The following is a 17747-nucleotide window of genomic DNA, read 5'->3' as shown; positions in this document are numbered from 1 at the left end:
GAAATAAAGGGCGGGTTGCCGTCAGGCGACCCGCCCCTCCCAAGACCCCCGCTCGAATAGTTGGGCTTTGTAGCGAAAGCCCGCGCGAATTGCCAGCGCTTTCGGACCGGACTGACGACACGACTATACTGGCTACCCTGTGAGCGACCCCAAGAAAACCCCGGAAACCGACTTCGGCTACCAGCGCGTGCCGTGGAGCGAAAAGCAGCAGCGCGTACGCGGCGTGTTCGACTCGGTGGCGGGAAACTACGACCTGATGAACGACCTCATGTCCGGCGGCGCGCATCGCCTCTGGAAGGAGTTCACGCTGTCGTTGACCCAGCTGCGTCCCGGCCAGCGCGCGCTCGACGTGGCGGGCGGCACCGGCGACCTGACTACCGGGCTCGCCAAACAAGTCGGCAAGACGGGCCTGGTGATCCTCTCGGACATCAACGCCGCGATGCTGGGTGAGGGACGCGACCGCCTGCTCGACAACGGCCTGGTCGGCAACGTGGCACCCGTGCTGGCGAATGCAGAGAAGCTGCCGTTCGCCGATTCGCAGTTCGACTGCGTGACCATCGGTTTCGGCCTGCGCAACGTCACCGACAAGGCGGCCGCGCTCGCCGACATGCGCCGCGTGCTCAAGCCCGGCGGCCAGCTGCTGGTGCTCGAGTTTTCGAAACCCGTCGTGCCGCTGCTCAAACCGCTGTACGACCTGTATTCGTTCCGCGTGTTGCCGCTGCTCGGCAAGCTGGTCGCGAAGGACGAAGACAGTTATCGCTATCTCGCGGAATCGATCCGCATGCATCCCGACCAGGAAACCCTGCTGGGAATGCTGCGTGATGCCGGTCTCGAGGATTGCCGTTATCACAACCTCTCGGGCGGGATCGTCGCGGTCCACCGGGGCTATCGTTACTGACGCGAAGGAGCGGTCATGGATGCAAATCTGGCTCTCTCGTACGGTCTCGCAGCATCGGTCTTCGTGCCGTTGTTCGTCGTCGCCGTGATCATGCTGCGCTCGTTCGGCCGGGCGCTGGTTTTGACGCTGACGTTCGCCGCCGGGGCCGCCGCGGGATTTCTCGCAGCGGTCGCGTCCGGCCGCGGATTGATGCGTTCCACGATGGGCGCTCCGCCGCCGGACGTGCTGTTGGTCGTCTTCCTGTCCGCAGCCGCGATCGCGGGCGGCTTGATCGCGGTGTTCATTCTCGGCCGTTTCAGCAAGAACTCGCCGTGGCGGAGAACCTGACCGCGTGATGTTTCCATGCTGACCGAGGCCATCGAGAATCTGCTCAACCGCAATCTGCCGCGTTCGCCGCGCGCGCTCGAGCTCACTGCCGCCTTGAAGGGCAAATCGGTGCGCATCGAAGCGCGCACGCTCGGCTGGGCATTGCGCTGCGAATCGCTTGGCACTTCCGTGCAGCTCACGCGTGCCGGCGACACACCTGCGGACGCGGACATCTCGGGTAGTTTGATGAGCCTGGCCGCCTTGTCCGGGGCCCGTCCCGAGGAAGTGATCCAGCGTGGCGATGTCACCATCCGCGGCGACGCCGAAGTTGCGCAGAAATTCCGCGCGCTGGCGATGCTGCTCAAACCCGATGTCGAAGAGGAACTGGCGCGCCTGATCGGCGATACACCGGCGCACCAGGCACTGCGCTTCGTCAAGCTGGCGACCGGCTTCGGCCGGCGCGCCGCGAACACCGGCGTGCGCAACGTGGCCGAGTATTTCGCGCATGAAACCGGCGATCTCGTGCCGCGCGCCGAAGCCGAGGATTTCTATCGCGGAGTCGAACGCCTGCGGGAGGACCTCGATCGTCTCGAAGCCCGCACCCGAATCGTGGCAACGCCCGAGGAAGAAACCCAGCGATGAAATTTCGCGTCATCGCCCGTCTCATCGAAATCCAGCGCGTGCTGGTGCGCCACGGCCTCGACGAATTCGTCCGCGCCACTCATCTATATCGGCCGCTGCGGTTCATCTTCCTGCTGAGCCCATGGACCTGGGCGGTGCGCCGTGGCGAGGCGCCGCGCGCCGAACGGCTGCGGCTCGCGCTCGAGGAGCTCGGCCCGATCTTCGTGAAATTCGGCCAGGCTCTCTCCACGCGGCGCGACCTGTTGCCGCTCGACATCGCCGACGAACTGGCGAAGCTGCAGGACCGTGTACCGCCGTTCGACGGCAAGATCGCGCGCGCCATTGTCGAAGCCGCCTACGGCCGCGCGGCCGAGCAGGTGTTTTCCAAGTTCGACGAACAGCCGCTGGCCGCAGCCTCCATCGCCCAGGTGCATACCGCCGAGTTGCGGCCCGAAGTGCTGCTCAACGGCGCCAAGACGCGCGAAGTGGTGGTCAAGGTGCTGCGGCCGGGGATGCACGCCATCATCGCGCGCGATCTGGAAGTCCTGCATGAGCTCGCACGTATCGCCTCCGAACACTGGGATGGCAGCCGGCGGCTGCGGCCGCTCGAAGTGGTACGCGAATACGAGAAAACCATCCTCGATGAGCTCGACCTCATGCGCGAGGCCGGCAATGCCTCGCAGCTGCGGCGCAATTTCGAGGGCTCTCCTCTTCTATATGTACCCGCCGTGCATTGGGATTTCTGCCGCCCGGGCGTGATGGTGATGGAGCGTATCCGCGGCGTGCAGATCTCGAACATGGCGCGGCTGCGCGAAGCGGGTACGGACATCCGCAAGCTGGCGGAGAACGGCGTGGAGATCTTCTTCACGCAGGTGTTCAAGCACAACTTCTTCCACGCCGACATGCACCCGGGCAACATCTTCGTGCTGATCGAGAACCCGTCGCAGCCGAAGTACGCGGCGGTGGATTTCGGCATCGTCGGTACGCTCGACCCGCGCGACCAGTACTACCTCGCGGAGAATTTCCTCGCGGTATTCGATCGCGACTATCGCAAGGTCGCGACGCTGCACCTGGAATCCGGCTGGGTACCGGAAGGCTCGCGCGTCGACGAGATGGAATCCGCGATCCGCACCGTATGCGAACCCATCTTCAACAAGCCGCTCAAGGAGATTTCCTTCGGCACGGTGTTGCTGCGGCTGTTCGAGATCTCGCGCCGCTTCAACGTCGAAGTGCAGCCGCAGCTGATCCTGCTGCAGAAGACGCTGCTCAACATCGAAGGGCTGGGGCGCGACCTGTATCCGGATCTCGACATCTTCAAGACCGCGGGCCCGATCATGCGCGACTGGGTGCGCGAGAAGATGAGTGGCCGCGCGTTGCTCGAGAATGCGCGCGCGCAGCTGCCGGAGATCCTGACCAGCCTGCAATCGCTGACGCCGCTGGTGCGTTCGGCGGTGCAGCGCGCGCAGGATGGCCGCTTGCGGCTGGCGGTGGAAGCTCCCGAGATCAACGCGCTGCGCAACGAGATCCGGCGCACCAACCGCCGGCGCGACAAAGTGACGGTCGCGTCCGTAGTCTTGTTAGGTGGCATCGTCTGGCTGGCGCTGGCGCGCGAGCCGTTCTGGGCCGGATGGGGAATGATCACCGTCGGAGTCGCCTGGCTGATCAGCGAGATTCGCCGATAGGGTGCCGGGTGGGGAAAGTGGGGAAAGCGGCGAAGCCCGCTTTCCCCACTTTCCCCACCCGGCACCCTCCTCTAGGGAAAAGCCTGAGTAGACTCTGTCTAACTACATTTGCGGCACTGCACGCACAGGAGTAGTTTGCCTCGCCATGGAAATCCCGGAGACCGCGGATTCGAGTAGATACCTGGCGCGTTTCGCGGCATTCGTCGCGCTGGCGGCCGGTCTGTTCGTCTACTTCGGCTGGGTGTTCGGCATCGATCCGCTGACCAACCTGGTGCCGGGCTGGCCGCGGATGTCCCGGCTGACCGCGCTCGAATTCGTGGTGGCCGGCGGCGCGTTGTGGCTTGCGACGATCGATGCACGGCGTCTCGCCATCGGCGCCGCGGCGTTGTTGATCGCGGTCGGCCTGCTCACGCTGTTTCGCTATGTATTCGGCTGGGTCGCCTACATAGACCAGCTCTCGCTGGCGCCGATGCCCTCGATGATCGACGGGGAACTGCCGCCGCGCATGGCGCCGTCCACCGCGATCGCGTTCTGCCTGTTCGGCCTGTCATTGGTCTGCTCGCAGTACAGGCGCACGCCGGTTGCGCACCAGGTACTCGCGATGCTCGCCATGATGATCGGCTGGCTCGGCCTGTCGCGCTTCATCTACGGTGGCGAAGCCCTCGTTCCATTCGTCAACATGGCGGCGCACGCCTCGATCGTGTTCCTGCTGCTGACGGCGGGCGCGCTCACGCTGCGTCCCGACGCGGGCATCGCCAAGCTGATGGCCAGCGACGGGGTCGGCGGCACGATGGCGCGGCGACTCCTTCCAGCCGCGGTGCTGGTGCCGCTGGTGGCGGGCGCATTGACGCTGCATCTCGAACGCAAGGAAGGTTTCGGCCTGGAAGCCGCCGTCTCGGTTCTCGCCATCGTCAGCGTCGTCGTGTTCATCTCGCTCGTGTGGGTCAACGCTGCGCGCGGCGATCGCGCCGACCGGCTGCGGCGCAAGGCCGAACACGATCTGCAGCTCTCGGAGGAGCGCAATCTGCTGATCGTCGAGACGTCGCTGGACGCGGCCGTCACGATGAACAACAAGGGCTTGGTGACGGGCTGGAATGCGCAGGCCGAGCGCATGTTCGGCTGGGCGCGCGGCGAGGTGCTCGGCCGCGAGCTGGCCGAACTCGTCATCCCCGAGCGGCTGCGCGAAGAGCACCGGATCGGCATGCGGCGCTATATAGACACCGGCGTCGCGCGCGTCCTCAACAAACGCATCGAGTTGTCGGCCATGCACCGCGCGGGGCACGAATTCCCGGTGGAGCTGGCGATCACGCCCATCGGCTTCGGCGCAGATCTGATGTTCAGCGGATTCATCCGCGACATCACCGGCCGCAACCGGGCCGAAGCAGCACTGCGCGAAAGCGAACAACGATTCCGCTCCACCGCCAATAGCGCACCCGTCCTCATCTGGATGAGCGGACACGACAAGCGCCGCACCTGGTTCAACCAGCGCTGGCTCGATTTCGTTGGCCGCGATATGGAACAGGAGCTGGGCGACGGCTGGTGCGACAACCTCCACCCGGCCGATTTCGATCGCGCGCTCGACACCTATCACGCGGCGTTCGACGCGCGCCGTCCCTACGAAATGGAACACCGGCTGCAGCGCGAGGATGGCGCGTGGCGCTGGCTGCTCGAGCGCGGCACGCCGAACCTCGGCCCCACCGGCGAGTTCGAAGGCTACATCGGCACTTGCATCGACATCACGGAGCACCGCGAGACCGTCGAACAGCTGCGCGAATCGCGCGCCCGGTTCAAGACCCTGGCCGAGTCGCTGCCGCAGATGATCTGGACCTGCATGCGTGACGGGTACTGCGACTACCTGAGCCGGCAGTGGCTCGACTACACCGGCCGCAGCGAGGCACAGCAGCTGGGCCGCGGCTATCTGGAGCAGGTGCATCCCGACGACCGCGTCAAAGTGCAGATGGAGTGGGCGCGCGTCATCGGCACCGGCGACAACTTCGACATGAGCTTCCGTATCCGCCGCTTCGACGGCATCTACCGCTGGTTCAAGACCCGCGCGGTGCCGCTGCGCGACCCGGCGGGCCGCATCCTCAAGTGGTTCGGCTCGAATACGGACATCGAAGATTTCGTGATGGCCGAGCGCCGGCTCAAGGTGCAGCTCGAGCGCATGCAGCTGCTCGATCGCACCACGCAGGCGATCGCCATGCACCAGGAACCGCGCAAGGTATTCGAAGTGGTGCTGCGCAGCCTCGAGGAAAACCTCGGCATCACGTTCGGCTGCCTGTGCCTGTACCAGGCCGAGCCGGAATTGCTCACGGTCGCCTGTGTCGGCGACCGCAGCGCCGCGCTCGCGCGGCAGATCGGCCTTACCGTACAGGCGCAGATCGAGATCGACGAGAATTCACTGGCGCGCTGCGTGCACGGCGAGCTGGTCTACGAACCCAATATCGAGGAGTCGCAGTTCCCGTTCACCGCGCGCCTCGCGGCCGCGGGCCTGCGGGCGCTGGTGGCGGCACCGTTGATGGTCGAGAAAGAAGTGCTCGGCGTGCTGGTGGTCGCGCGCAGCGAGGCCGACTCCTTCACGGGCGACGACTGCGAATTCCTGCGCCAGCTGTCCAGTCACGTGGCGCTGGCCGGACAACAGGCGCGGTTGTATGCCGCGCTGCAGGAGGCCTATCACGACCTGCGCGAGACGCAGCAGACGGTGATGCAGCAGGAACGGCTGCGCGCGCTCGGGCAGATCGCCAGCGGCATCGCGCACGACATCAACAATGCGCTGTCGCCGGCCGCGTTGTACACGCAGTCGATGCTGGCCCACGATGCCGGCCTGAGCGAGCGGGCGCGCGAGCAATTGAACGTGATCCAGCGGGCGATCGAGGATGTCGCCCGCACCGTGCAGCGCATGCGCGCCTTCTATCTACCGCGCGGTCTGGAGCTGACGCTGGCGCCGGTGGACGTCAACAAGATACTGCTCGAGGTCATGGACCTCACCCGCGCGCGCTGGAGCAACATCCCGCAGGAGCGCGGCGTGGTGGTGCACGTGGATACGCAACTCGCGCCGGATCTGCCGCATATCCTCGGCGCCGAGAACGAGGTGCGCGACGCGTTCACCAACCTGTTGCTCAACGCGGTAGACGCCCTGCCCGACGGCGGCACCGTGACGCTGCGGACACGGCTCGATACTCGCGACAATCAGGTGATCGTCGAGGTCCAGGACAACGGCGTCGGTATGACCGAGACGACGCGCAGCCGCTGCCTGGAGCCATTCTTCACCACCAAGGGTGAGCGCGGCACGGGCCTGGGGCTGCCCATGGTGTTCGGCATGGTGCAGCGACACAGCGGCGAACTGGAGATCGACAGCGAGCTCGGCCACGGCACGACGATGCGGCTGATCTTCCCGCGTGCGCCCACCGGAATGACGCTGCGTGAACAGATCCTGGGCTCGCCGACCCGCTCGCTGCGCATCCTGCTGGTCGACGACGATCCGCTGCTGCTCAAGTCGCTGCGCGACGCGCTCGAGCTCGACGAACACGAGGTGGTGACCGCTGAAGGCGGCCAGGCGGGCATCGATACGTTCGCGGCTGCCGTCAAGGCCGGCACGCATTTCGACGTGGTGATCACCGATCTGGGCATGCCCTACGTGGACGGGCGCAAAGTCGCGACGCGCGTGCGCCAGCTCGCGGGGCAGGTGCCGATCATCATGCTGACGGGATGGGGGCACCGGCTGGCCGCGACCGACGACAAGCCGGAGAACGTGGACCGGGTGCTGAGCAAGCCGCCGAAGATGGTCGAACTGCGTGCCACGCTCGCCGAACTGGTCCGGCCGCGCGGCGTGTGACGCCGTTATTTCGCGCAGGCCCGGTAGTCGAACGGAATCGCGAAAGTCTTGCCGTCTTTTCCCGGGCCTGCAATTTCGGCGTAGAGGCCGTCGGTCGTTCGCCGGTACTCGACGCGTTTGGGGAAGTCGTTGGCGGTGTTTTCGAAGCGCGCCCAGTCGGCGCCGCCCGCGGTCCATTTGAACGTCACCGGCGGATGGCCCTGCGGCTGCGCGATGTAGCTCGGCACGCCCGCGGCCCATTCGATGCGCAGGAATTCAAAGCTCGAGGTGCGGGCGCCTTTCACGGTGCGTGACATTCCGAGCAACAGGTCGCCGCGTGGCGCGAGCCATGTTTCTTCGATGAACTCGCCATTGCGCTCCGAACACCAGTGGCCGGAGAACCAGTCGAGCGCGGCAGGTTTGTCGCTGGCGAACACGCGGAGCGAGATCGCCGCCGCCAATGCAAGTCCGGGAATGCTGTGTTTGTTCATGCGCGAGATTGTGGGGGGAGGCCGCGGGCTTGGCTTGAACAAATGCGCAAACATGATTAATTAGCCGCGTGGACTATCGAGAGCATCCGGTTCCGGACCATCTGCGGCGGCACATCGCCTGCGTCTGGAGGCTCAGCGATGCGAACCCGCGCGCCGGCGTCAACACCATCTACCCGGACGGCCGCTGCGAATTGATCGCGCAACTGGCCGGACGCTCGCGGCTCTGGGACGCGATCGACGGCTGGCACGAACAGGCGCCGACGCTGTTCGCCGCGCAGCGCGTGACGGCCGTGCAGTTCGAGCCGATCGGTGTGCTCGACGATCTAGGTGTCCGCCTGCAACCGGCCGCATCGACGCTGGTGACGCGTGATCTCGCGCCGCTGCGCGACCGGGTGGTCGACCTCGCCTCGCTCGATGCCGGGGTGAGCGTGGCGCTCGCATCGGCCGCGCGCGAATTTGCGGCCGGCAAGCCGGAGGCGTTATGGGCCCTGTTGTCGCGGCTTTGTTCCGCCAACGCCCTCGATGCGAAAGTCGAAAGGGCAGCCGCGCGACTCGATGCCGGCGGCCAGACGAAGATCGAGGCGATTGCCGCGGCCGCTTCGCTCAGCGTGCGCTCGCTCCAGATGCGCTTTCTCGCCAGCGTCGGGCTCACGCCCAAGGAGTTCGCTGGAGTTCAGCGTCTGCAGGCAACGCTGCGCGCGCTCGACGGCCAAACGCCGCTCGTCGAACTCGCCACGGATTCGGGGTTTTCCGACCAGGCGCATGCGACACGCGAGGTCAAGCGGCTCACGGGTTTCACGCTGGCGCGCCTGCGTGACGAACTGCGACGCGACCGGGATGGAGAGGCCGCGATCGAGATCGCCGCGGCTTTCGTGCGCGGTTACGCCTGAGAATGCGGCGCGGCGGGCGGCGAGTGTTCGTGCCAGCGCCGCGCGAGATACCAGAAGACCGATGCCAGCGACGTGAAGGCGAGCGAAGCCCAGGCGATCCATTCGAGCCGGGGCAACACCAACGGGGCGACGATACCGAGCGTGAAGGCGGTGAAGACCAGCGCGACGAACGACTGCGCCGCGGCGGCGGTGCCGCGCGCGGCGGGGAACAGGTCGAGCATGCGCAAAGTAAGCACCGGGAAGGCGAACTGCGCGCCGATCGCCGCGAAGAACAGGATCCCCTGCTGCAGGCCGCGCGGCGGAGCCGCGAGCGCGAAATGCATGAGCACGCGGGTGGTCGCGGCAATGAACGTGAGCCCGAAACCGATGCGCACCTGTTTCGCGAGATCCATACGCCCTGCGACGCGCGTCGAGATGATAGCGCCGGTGAGGATGCCGCCGATCACCGGCAGGAACAGCTGCCAATACGAGGTCTCGCCCAGGTGCCAGTGGCGCTCGACGATGGCGGGCGCGGCGCCGATGAAACATGCGAGCGACGAGAAATTCACCGCCGCCGCGAGCGCCAGCATCAGGAATTCGGGATGGCGCAACACGGTGGATGAAGTACTAGCGAGATTGCGCGCGTTGAATGGAATACGCGCCGCGACCGGGTGCGTCTCCGGCAGACGCCACCATGCCGCGAATGAGAAGACGATGCCGCAGATCACCATGACGGCGAACACCGCACGCCATCCATAGGCCACGTGCACCCATCCGCCGATGACCGGCGCGACCGCGGGTGCAATGCTGAAGATCATCGTCGTCATGCTCATGAGGTGCTGCGCGCGCGGCCCCTCGTACAGATCGCGGATCACCGCGCGGCCGATGACCATGCCGACGCCGGCGGTGGCGCCCTGCAGGATACGGGCCGCTATCAGCGCGTAATAGTTAGGCGCCAGCATGCAGGCGATGGAGCCGACGGTGTACAGGACCATGCCGCCGATCATCACCGGCCGGCGGCCGATCGCATCCGACAGCGGGCCGTGCACCAGCGAGGCGAACGCGAAGGTCAGCATGTACGCGGTGAGCACCTGCTGCAGCTGCCAGGCGCTGACGCCCAGCCCGCGCTCCATCGCGTGGAACGCCGGGAAAAACGTATCGATGGAGAAAGGACTGACCATCGACAGCCCGCCGAGCAACACGGCGAGCATCGCGTAACCGGGTAACTTGTGTTGCAAGAGTTGGTTTTAAGGGCGCAGCGATTGCAGGAACGCCGCGGCATCCGCGCCGCTTTCCAGCACTTCGACCAGCGCGGATCCTACGATGACGCCGGCCACGTGCCCCTTCAATTGCTCCACCTGCACACGGCTGCGGATGCCGAAGCCGGCGCACACCGGTAGTTTGGCGGCCTTGCGCACGGCATCCAGATAATGCGTGACCTCGCCGGGCACGGAGGCGCTGCGGCCCGTGGTGCCGGTCATCGTGACGGCGTACACGAAACCCTGGCTGGCAGCGCACAACTTCGCCAGCCGATCGGCGGGCGTCACGGGTGTCACCATCTGGATGAGCGCGAGGCCGTGAGCGTCGAGCGCCTTGCGGAAGTCGCCGCTTTCCTCGAGCGGCAAATCGGGAATGATGAAGCCGCATACGCCCGCCTGCGCCGCCGCGGTCGCAAGATCGGTGAAGCCGAACGCCAGCAACGGATTGAGATAACTCATGAGCACCAGCGGCGCTTTGGGCAACTGGCCAGTCCCCTGCATGGCGGTGAGTTCTTCCAGCAGCCAGCGCAGCGTGAATCCCTGGCGCAGCGCTTCGCGGCTCGAACGCTGGATGGTCATGCCGTCGGCCATCGGGTCGGTGAACGGCACACCGATCTCGACGACATCGGCGGCGCTGCCGACCTGCGTCAGGTGCTCGCGGAATTTCTCGCGTTTCGGGAAACCCGCGGTGATGAAGGCCACGATGGCGGTCTCACCCTGGGCGGCCGCTACGGCCCCGCTGATCTTTTCGCTCGGAGTCATGGTTGTTTGGCTTCCGCTAACACGGTGCGTTGCAGGGTGGGCATGTCCTTGTCGCCGCGGCCGGAAAGGCCGATCAGGACTTTCTTGCCGGGGTTCAGTTTCGCCCAGCGCTTCGCGCCGGCGAACGCATGCGCCGATTCGATGGCGGGCAGGATACCTTCGGCGCGGCAGCATTCCGTGAGTGCCGCGAGCGAATCGTCGTCGGTCGCGGCTTCGTAACGTACGCGCCCGGCCCACAGCAGCAGCGAGTGTTCGGGCCCGACGCCCGGATAATCCAGACCCGCGGACACCGAATCGGTCTCCTGGATCTGGCCATCCTCATCCTGCAGCAGCAACGAGTACGCGCCCTGCAGTACGCCGGGCCGGCCATACGCCAGCGTCGCGGCGTTCTGGCCGAGACCCTTGCCCTTGCCACCGGCTTCGATACCGATGATCTCCACGGACTGGTCGGCGAGAAACGGGTGGAACATGCCGATCGCGTTCGAGCCGCCGCCCACGCAGGAGATGACGGCATCCGGCAAACTACCGGACTGGGCCAACATCTGCGCGCGCGCCTCCTTGCCGATGACCGTCTGCAGTTCGCGCACCAGATACGGATACGGATGCGGGCCCACGGCGGAACCGATGATGTAGAAAGTATCGCCGGGATTGCTGACCCAGTCGCGGAACGCCTCGTCGATCGCGGCGCGTAATGTCTGGTCGCCGTTGGTCACCGGCACCACGGTCGCGCCTAACAACTTCATGCGGCCGACGTTCGGCGCCTGGCGCTCCATGTCCACCGCGCCCATGTACACCGTGCACGGCAGCCCGATACGCGCGCAGGCCGCGGCGCTCGCAACGCCATGCTGGCCGGCGCCGGTTTCGGCGACGATCCGGGTCGCGCCCAGGCGTTTGGCGAGCATGGCCTGGCCCAACGCGTTGTTGATCTTGTGCGCGCCGGTGTGCGCCAGGTCCTCGCGCTTGAGCCACACGTCCGCACCCCAGGCTTTCGACAGCTTCGCCGCATGGGTGAGCGCGGTCGGCCGCCCCACCCAGCTCGACAGCTCGCGCGTGAGCTCGGCCTGGAAGTCGGCGCGATGCAGGTGTTCCTTCATGCCGGCTTCGAGTTTCTCGAATGCGGCGAACAGGGTTTCCGGCACATAGCGGCCGCCGAAGGGGCCGAACCGGCCGCGCTCGTCGGGATATTTTCCCGCCAGCTCGTCGGCCAGTAGTTTGGCGGGGTCCAACGAGGTATCCATGGGCTTCATTGAGTCAACTCCAGGGCCGCCGAACGCGCGGCGGCTACGAACTGTGCGATTTTTTCGATGTTCTTGATGCCGGGCTCACCCTCGATGCCGCTCGAGACATCGACACCGAACGGGCGCACGTGACGAATCGCCGCGGCGACGTTGAGCGGATTCAAGCCACCCGCCAGGATGAGCTCGAGGCGCAGCGCCAGGCCGGCGGCCGTATCCCAGTCGGTAGTTTGCCCGCTGCCGCTCACCGGCCCCTCGAACAACACGCGGCGCGGCAAAACGCCGGCGGCAGCCGGACCCGGTCGCATCACCGGCAACACGCTCAACGAGTCCGGCAGGTGTAATGCTTCGAGATCGTCGAGGTCGGTCTGCAGGATGTCGGGTTTGAAGTCGCGCAGGATTTCGTCGACTTCAGCGCGCGTGGGATGGCGGGTGACTGCGACGCAGGGCAGCTTGTGACGCGCCACTGCCGCCAGTTCGTTCGCGCGCGCCGTCGTCACGCGCCGCACCGACGGCGCGAACACGAAGCCGATGGCGTCCACTTCGTGCGCCAGCGCCGCGGCCACCGCGGCGGGCGTCGTCATGCCGCAGAGCTTGATGAACGGCGGGTTCATGCGCGGCCCGTCACCAGCGCGGGCCGCGCTGACACTGCGGCACGCGCATCCGCCAGCATGGCGCGTGTGAGCGCGGCCGGATCGGGCGCGGACATCAGCGCGCTGCCGACCAGCGCGAGGTCGTAGCCATTTCTCGCGGCGCGCGCCGCATCCGTGGGAGTGGCGACACCACTCTCGGCGACACGCCGGACGGCGGTGGGCAGCAGCGCGGCAAGCGCATCGAGCCTGCCGGGCACCACCTCGAGAGTGACGAGGTCGCGCGAGTTCACGCCGACCAGCAACAGTTCCGCATGTTGGCGGCGCGCGTCGACCAGCACATGCGCGAGCTCGATATCGCGCTCGTCGAAAGCCTCCAGCAGCACGAACATGCCGAGCTCGAGCGCGGCGTCGAGCAGTTGCTCGAGCTGCGCGCGCGGCAGCATGCGCAGGATGGCGAGCACGCCGCCCGCGCCCGCCGCGCGGCCTTCGAGCACCTGATAGGAATCGACGAGAAAATCCTTGCGCATCGCCGGTACGGCCAGTGGCGCCAGCGCGCGCGCGCCCGCGGCGAGGTCCGCGAGCGAACCATCGAAGCGGCTCGGCTCGGTGAGGATGGACACCGCGGCCGCGCCGGCCCGCGCATACGTGGCCACTCGCGCGCCCACGTCTTCGTCGGCAGCGGCCTTGAGCAATCCCATCGCCGGCGAACGCAGCTTCACTTCGGCGATGAGATCGAAGCTCGCGAATTTGAGGATCGGCGGCGCTGGCAGATCCACGATGCGCGCGCGCAGCTCGCGCGCCGGCAGCGTGGATTGCGCAGCCTGCGAACGCGCGCGGCTGGAATCCGCCATTTCTGCGAGGAAGTCGCTGCTCACAGGCCGGCTCCGTTGCCGAACGAGGCCAGCGCGGCCAGCGTCCGGCGCGCGGCACCGGTGTCGATGGCGGCACTCGCCAGCGCGACGCCGTCGCGCGGATGGTCGACGCGACCGACGATCTCGAGCGCCAGCGCCGTGCCTAACAACAATGCATCGCGATGCGGGCCGCGATCCGACCCTTCGAGCACGGCGCGTAGTGCGCGCGCATTCGACGCCGCATCGCCGCCGGCCAGGTCGCGCGCACCGCACAGAGCGAGGCCGTAGTCCGACGGGCTGCGGATCGACGCCTTCACCTCACCGGGCCGCACATCGAGCACGGTGAACGGGCCGAGCGGTGTCGGTTCGTCCCAACCCTCGGCGCCGTGCACGACGAACGCGCGCTCGATGGGCAAGCCCGCCAACGCCTCGGCCATCAACTGCGCGGTGGGCAGGTTGAAAGCGCCGGTGAGCTGAAACAACGGCGCCGCCGGGTTGGTCAGCGGCCCCAGGATGTTGAACACCGTACGCACACCCATCGCCTGGCGCACCGGGCCGATCGCCTTCATGGCCGGATGGTAGTAAGGCGCGAACAGGAACGTGAACTTGGTGGCGGCCAGGCAGGCACCGGCCGCGGCCTCGTCGAGCGGCAGCTTGAGGCCGAGCTGTTCGAGCACGTCGGCGCTGCCGGATTTGCTCGATACCGAACGATTACCGTGTTTGACGACGTCCACGCCACAGGCGGCCGTCAGCAGTGCCGCGCCGGTAGATAGATTGAAGCTGCCCGAGGCGTCGCCACCGGTACCGACTATGTCGATGGCGCGCGGCGCGGGCGGAATCGCCGGCACGCGGGCCAGCGCGCGCATGCCGCGCGCAAAGCCGCGCAATTCATCCGCGGTCACGCCTTTCGAGCGCAACGCGGCCAGCAATGCGCCCGCCATCGCGGGCGGCGTATCGACGGCGGTCAACGCACGCAGCAGCTCGCCTGCCCCGGCCTCATCCATGGATTTGCCCGACAACAGGTGCTCGAGCGTCTCGCGCAGGATCACTGCCGGCCTCCGGCCATCTTGAGGAAGTTGCCGATCAACGCCGGACCGTCGGGCGTCAACACGCTTTCCGGATGGAACTGCACGCCTTCCACCATGAGCTGGCGGTGGCGCACGCCCATGATTTCCCCTTCCGGCGTGCGCGCGGTCACCTCGAGATCGGCCGGCAACGTGTCCGGCTTGGCGATCAACGAATGGTAACGGCCGACTTCGGCCGGCTGCGGCAGCCCGGTGAACAGCCCCTTGCCGTCGTGTGTGACCGGCGAAGTCTTGCCGTGCATGAGCCGCCCGGCTCTAACTACCTTGCCGCCGAAGACCTCGACGATGGACTGGTGACCGAGGCACACGCCAAACACCGGCACCTCACCCGCGAAGGCACGGATCATGTCCATGCTGACGCCGGCGTCGTACGGCGTGCCCGGCCCCGGCGAAATGCACAGGTGGGTCGGAGCCGTGGCCTTCGCCTGCTCGACGGTGATTTCATCGTTGCGGCGCACGTCCACTTCCGCGCCGAGGATCATGAAGGCCTGCACCAGGTTGTAGGTGAAGGAGTCGTAGTTGTCGATCAGCAGCAGTCGTACGTTCGCTGGCACGCTCATAACCCCTCCGCCGCGAGCTTCAGCGCGCGCGCCATCGCGCCGCTCTTGGCGAGTACTTCTTCATATTCCGTGCTGGGCACGCTGTCGGCGACGACACCGGCACCGGCCTGGTAGCTGTATTCATCGCCGCGGAACACCAGCGTGCGGATGGTGATGGCCTGGTCCATGTCGCCGCGCGCGCCGAAGTATCCGACGGTGCCGCCATACAGGCCGCGTCGTACCGGTTCGAGCTCGTCGATGATTTCCATGGCGCGTACCTTCGGAGCGCCGACCAGCGTGCCGGCGGGAAAGGTTGCCGCGAACAGGTCGAAGGCATCCCGGCCCGGCGCGAGCTGGCCTTTCACGCCGCTCACGATGTGCATGACGTGGCTGTAGCGCTCGATGACGCGATACGGATCGACGTGCACCGTGCCGGCCCGCGCGACGCGCCCCAGGTCGTTGCGCGCCAGGTCCACCAGCATCACGTGTTCGGCATTTTCCTTCACGTCCGCCAACAGGTCCGTCTCGTGCTGCGCGTCGGCGGCAGCATCGTCGGCGCGCGGCCGCGTGCCGGCGATGGGGCGCAACTGCGCCTCGCCGCGCGCATTCACCTTCACCAGCGCCTCGGGCGAGGAGCCCACGACGGTGATGTCGCCAAGTTTGCAGTAATACATGTACGGGGACGGATTGATGAGCCGCAGCGCCCGATAGGCCTCGAAAGGATCGAGCGTATGTTTGCCCGCGAAACGCGACGACAACACCAGTTGATAGACGTCGCCCGCGGCGATGTATTCCTGCGTGCGTTTGACACCCGCCATGTACTCGTCGCGCGACAGCGAACCCACCGCTGGCGAGTAGCGCTCGGCGGAGCCCGCGCCCGGGATCGTGTAGTTGGGGATGCCGCCGCGCAGCGCCTGGATCACTTCGCGCCGCAGCGATTGCCGTTCGGCTTCGCTGCCGGCGTGCAGCAGTGCGATGCCGCGCGTCAGGTGATCGAACACCAGCATGGATTCCGGCGCGACGTAGTGCAGATCGGGCACGGGGTTCTGCGCGCGTGCATTCGCGGGCAGCCGTTCGAAGTAACGCACGACATCGTACGAGGAATACCCGACCAGGCCGCCGGCCAGTGGCACGCCGGCCATTTCCGGCAACGGCCGCGGCGCGGCGGCCAATGCCTTGCGCAGCGCGTCTAACAACTCCGCCTTCGACGCCGGGCGTGGCAGCCGCGCGGCACCAACCTGCAATCCGGATGCATCGAGCTTGACCTCGAGGCCGCTGCCCAACCCGATGAACGAATAACGCGCGAGGCGTTCGCCGCCCTCCACGCTTTCCAGCAGGAAGCGTGGATTGAACGCGCCGAGTTTGGCGAATGCCGACACCGGTGTGTCGAGGTCGCCGGCGATGTCAAAGGGCGGTTTCACCGCTTTTTCTCCATTTATTTTCGTACAGGCAACAAAAAACCCATCTCAGGCAGTACCGGAGATGGGTTTCTTTGAAAGACGTTCTGATCAGGTCAGAGGCGTAAACAAGCAGGCCCACTCCTTATTGGAGGCGCCACCACCAGACATTGCTGAGGTTGTTCACGTTCATCGGGCGGCGAGTATCGCCGTCGGTTCGACGCGGCGTCAAGGCTTGGCGGCCCTTCCGGCGTCTCACTTCCCTTGTTTCACTTTTTTGGCTTCGAACACTTCTGTCCGATTTCGTCGACCATGTCGCGGCCGAATTGCAGGGCGGCGGGCGATTCGGTCATCTGCTTGCCGGCGATCTTGCGTCCCAGGTCCGAGCTGGCGAAGGCGGAAATGGCGTCCCGCTCCTCGGGCGATATGTCTTCAACGCCTGCGATTTTCGGCAGCCCGGAGTCTTCGCCCAACGAGGCGCGCAGGCGGCGGAATGTCCCTTCCACGTATTTCACACCCGCCGAGGACTGATAGAACGTGAGTGCGGTTTCGATCTCGGCCGGTGTCAGAACCTGGTCTACCACGCGAGAAAACCGCGCGGTGAAACTCTTGTAGTCCACGCGTTTGAGGCAGCTTGCGCTGGCGTCCGCATAACCTTCGACGGCACCGCTGGCAAAGGCACGTTTCGCGGCGCTCACCGCCAGCTCGTCGGAACGCATGGCGCGCACCAGCGTTTCGGCGGGAGACGCGGCCGTGTCCGGCAAGGCGGTGAGCGGCATGGCGATCAAGAGGGCGAAGCAGGCGATGGCGGTGTTTTTCATACGGCGTTGCGTCATGGGAACCGTGGCAGAATCCGGGGCGAAATATAACGCCCGAAGCATTTGCGAGGAACTGTCATGGCGCGTCGATTGATCTCGTCCGGTTCGACTTTCGAAAAAAGCATCGGATATTCGCGCGCGGTGGTGGATGGGGACTGGATTTTCGTCTCCGGCACCACCGGGTTCGATTATTCGAACATGACGATCCAGGAAGACGCCGTCGCCCAGTGCGAGCAGGCGCTCAAGAACATCGCCGCCGCGCTCAAACAAGCCGATTCGGGATTCGCAGACGTTGTGCGCGTTCATTACCTCATGAGCAGTGCGGCGGATTTCGAGCGTTGTTGGCCGGCGATGGGCAAGGCGTTCGGCGAGGTCCGCCCGGCGGCGACGATGATGGTGGTCGGCCTCGCCGATCCGCGCATGAAGATCGAGATCGAGGTGACGGCACTGCGCCGCAAACTGGTGCCCCGCAAGAAGAAGGCCAAAGCCGCCAGGCGCAAGAAGTAGACCCAACGGTCAAGGTTCAG

At 66.2% G+C, this 17747-nt stretch carries 17 protein-coding genes; 7 read left to right on the top strand and 10 right to left on the bottom strand.

From position 1 onward, the window contains the following. Positions 1 to 139 precede the first annotated feature (139 nt). The 5 genes from ubiE to WDO72_11370 all read left to right on the top strand — a co-directional run bounded on the left by ubiE (position 140) and on the right by WDO72_11370 (position 7342). Complete coding sequence (ubiE, locus tag WDO72_11390; protein MEJ0086281.1) at positions 140 to 898, top strand: bifunctional demethylmenaquinone methyltransferase/2-methoxy-6-polyprenyl-1,4-benzoquinol methylase UbiE; 759 nt, start codon at positions 140 to 142, stop codon at positions 896 to 898. Positions 899 to 913: 15 nt separating this feature from the next. Next, the gene (locus WDO72_11385; protein MEJ0086280.1) at positions 914 to 1225 is read left to right on the top strand and encodes a hypothetical protein; all 312 of its coding nucleotides are present in this window, start codon (positions 914 to 916) and stop codon (positions 1223 to 1225) included. Between the two features lie 15 nt (positions 1226 to 1240). Next, complete coding sequence (locus tag WDO72_11380) at positions 1241 to 1846, top strand: SCP2 sterol-binding domain-containing protein (protein ID MEJ0086279.1); 606 nt, start codon at positions 1241 to 1243, stop codon at positions 1844 to 1846. Beyond that, positions 1843 to 3507 carry a ubiquinone biosynthesis regulatory protein kinase UbiB gene (gene ubiB, locus WDO72_11375; GenBank protein ID MEJ0086278.1) on the top strand — a complete coding sequence of 555 codons (1665 nt, stop codon included), beginning with the start codon at positions 1843 to 1845 and terminating at the stop codon, positions 3505 to 3507. Before WDO72_11380 ends, ubiB begins: the two co-directional genes overlap by 4 nt. Positions 3508 to 3652: 145 nt before the next feature. After that, positions 3653 to 7342, top strand: a complete 3690-nt coding sequence (locus tag WDO72_11370) for a PAS domain S-box protein (protein ID MEJ0086277.1) — start codon at positions 3653 to 3655, stop codon at positions 7340 to 7342. Positions 7343 to 7347: 5 nt separating this feature from the next. Here WDO72_11370 and WDO72_11365 read toward each other — a convergent pair whose 3' ends face one another. Continuing rightward, a complete protein-coding gene (locus WDO72_11365; GenBank protein MEJ0086276.1) occupies positions 7348 to 7812 on the bottom strand; it encodes a DUF6265 family protein in 465 nt (154 codons plus the stop codon). A 68-nt stretch (positions 7813 to 7880) separates the two neighbouring features. On the opposite strand from WDO72_11365, the gene WDO72_11360 reads away from it, so the two are divergent. Beyond that, a complete protein-coding gene (locus tag WDO72_11360) occupies positions 7881 to 8702 on the top strand; it encodes a helix-turn-helix domain-containing protein (protein ID MEJ0086275.1) in 822 nt (273 codons plus the stop codon). Here WDO72_11360 and WDO72_11355 read toward each other — a convergent pair. From WDO72_11355 to WDO72_11315, 9 genes are all read right to left on the bottom strand, one after another. Next, positions 8693 to 9919, bottom strand: coding sequence for a multidrug effflux MFS transporter (locus WDO72_11355; protein MEJ0086274.1), 1227 nt, complete (start codon positions 9917 to 9919; stop codon positions 8693 to 8695). The two genes, WDO72_11360 and WDO72_11355, sit on opposite strands and share 10 nt — an antisense overlap. A 9-nt stretch (positions 9920 to 9928) precedes the next feature. Next, entirely contained in the window at positions 9929 to 10702 is a 774-nt protein-coding gene (gene trpA, locus WDO72_11350) for a tryptophan synthase subunit alpha (protein MEJ0086273.1), read from the bottom strand. Next, a complete protein-coding gene (trpB, locus tag WDO72_11345; GenBank protein MEJ0086272.1) occupies positions 10699 to 11940 on the bottom strand; it encodes a tryptophan synthase subunit beta in 1242 nt (413 codons plus the stop codon). Before trpB ends, trpA begins: the two co-directional genes overlap by 4 nt. Before the next feature lie 5 nt (positions 11941 to 11945). After that, positions 11946 to 12551, bottom strand: coding sequence for a phosphoribosylanthranilate isomerase (locus WDO72_11340; GenBank protein MEJ0086271.1), 606 nt, complete (start codon positions 12549 to 12551; stop codon positions 11946 to 11948). Continuing rightward, a complete protein-coding gene (locus WDO72_11335; protein ID MEJ0086270.1) occupies positions 12548 to 13405 on the bottom strand; it encodes an indole-3-glycerol-phosphate synthase in 858 nt (285 codons plus the stop codon). Before WDO72_11335 ends, WDO72_11340 begins: the two co-directional genes overlap by 4 nt. Further along, a complete protein-coding gene (gene trpD, locus WDO72_11330; GenBank protein ID MEJ0086269.1) occupies positions 13402 to 14430 on the bottom strand; it encodes an anthranilate phosphoribosyltransferase in 1029 nt (342 codons plus the stop codon). The genes WDO72_11335 and trpD overlap by 4 nt, the downstream gene beginning before the upstream one ends. Continuing rightward, positions 14427 to 15026 carry an aminodeoxychorismate/anthranilate synthase component II gene (locus WDO72_11325; GenBank protein ID MEJ0086268.1) on the bottom strand — a complete coding sequence of 200 codons (600 nt, stop codon included), beginning with the start codon at positions 15024 to 15026 and terminating at the stop codon, positions 14427 to 14429. Before WDO72_11325 ends, trpD begins: the two co-directional genes overlap by 4 nt. Continuing rightward, positions 15023 to 16426 carry an anthranilate synthase component I family protein gene (locus WDO72_11320; protein MEJ0086267.1) on the bottom strand — a complete coding sequence of 468 codons (1404 nt, stop codon included), beginning with the start codon at positions 16424 to 16426 and terminating at the stop codon, positions 15023 to 15025. The genes WDO72_11325 and WDO72_11320 overlap by 4 nt, the downstream gene beginning before the upstream one ends. 245 nt (positions 16427 to 16671) lie before the next feature. After that, entirely contained in the window at positions 16672 to 17223 is a 552-nt protein-coding gene (locus WDO72_11315; GenBank protein ID MEJ0086266.1) for a hypothetical protein, read from the bottom strand. A gap of 75 nt (positions 17224 to 17298) precedes the next feature. Between WDO72_11315 and WDO72_11310 the strand changes: the two genes are divergently transcribed. Further along, positions 17299 to 17727 (top strand): RidA family protein, encoded by a 429-nt coding sequence (locus WDO72_11310; GenBank protein ID MEJ0086265.1) that lies wholly within the window; start codon positions 17299 to 17301, stop codon positions 17725 to 17727. Positions 17728 to 17747 lie beyond the last annotated feature (20 nt).

The sequence above is a fragment of the Pseudomonadota bacterium genome, from assembly GCA_037200975.1.
Classification (GTDB): Bacteria; Pseudomonadota; Gammaproteobacteria; order Steroidobacterales; family Steroidobacteraceae; genus CADEED01.
Note: the sequence above shows the minus strand (reverse complement) of the source record. Positions and strands in the feature narration are given on the sequence as shown.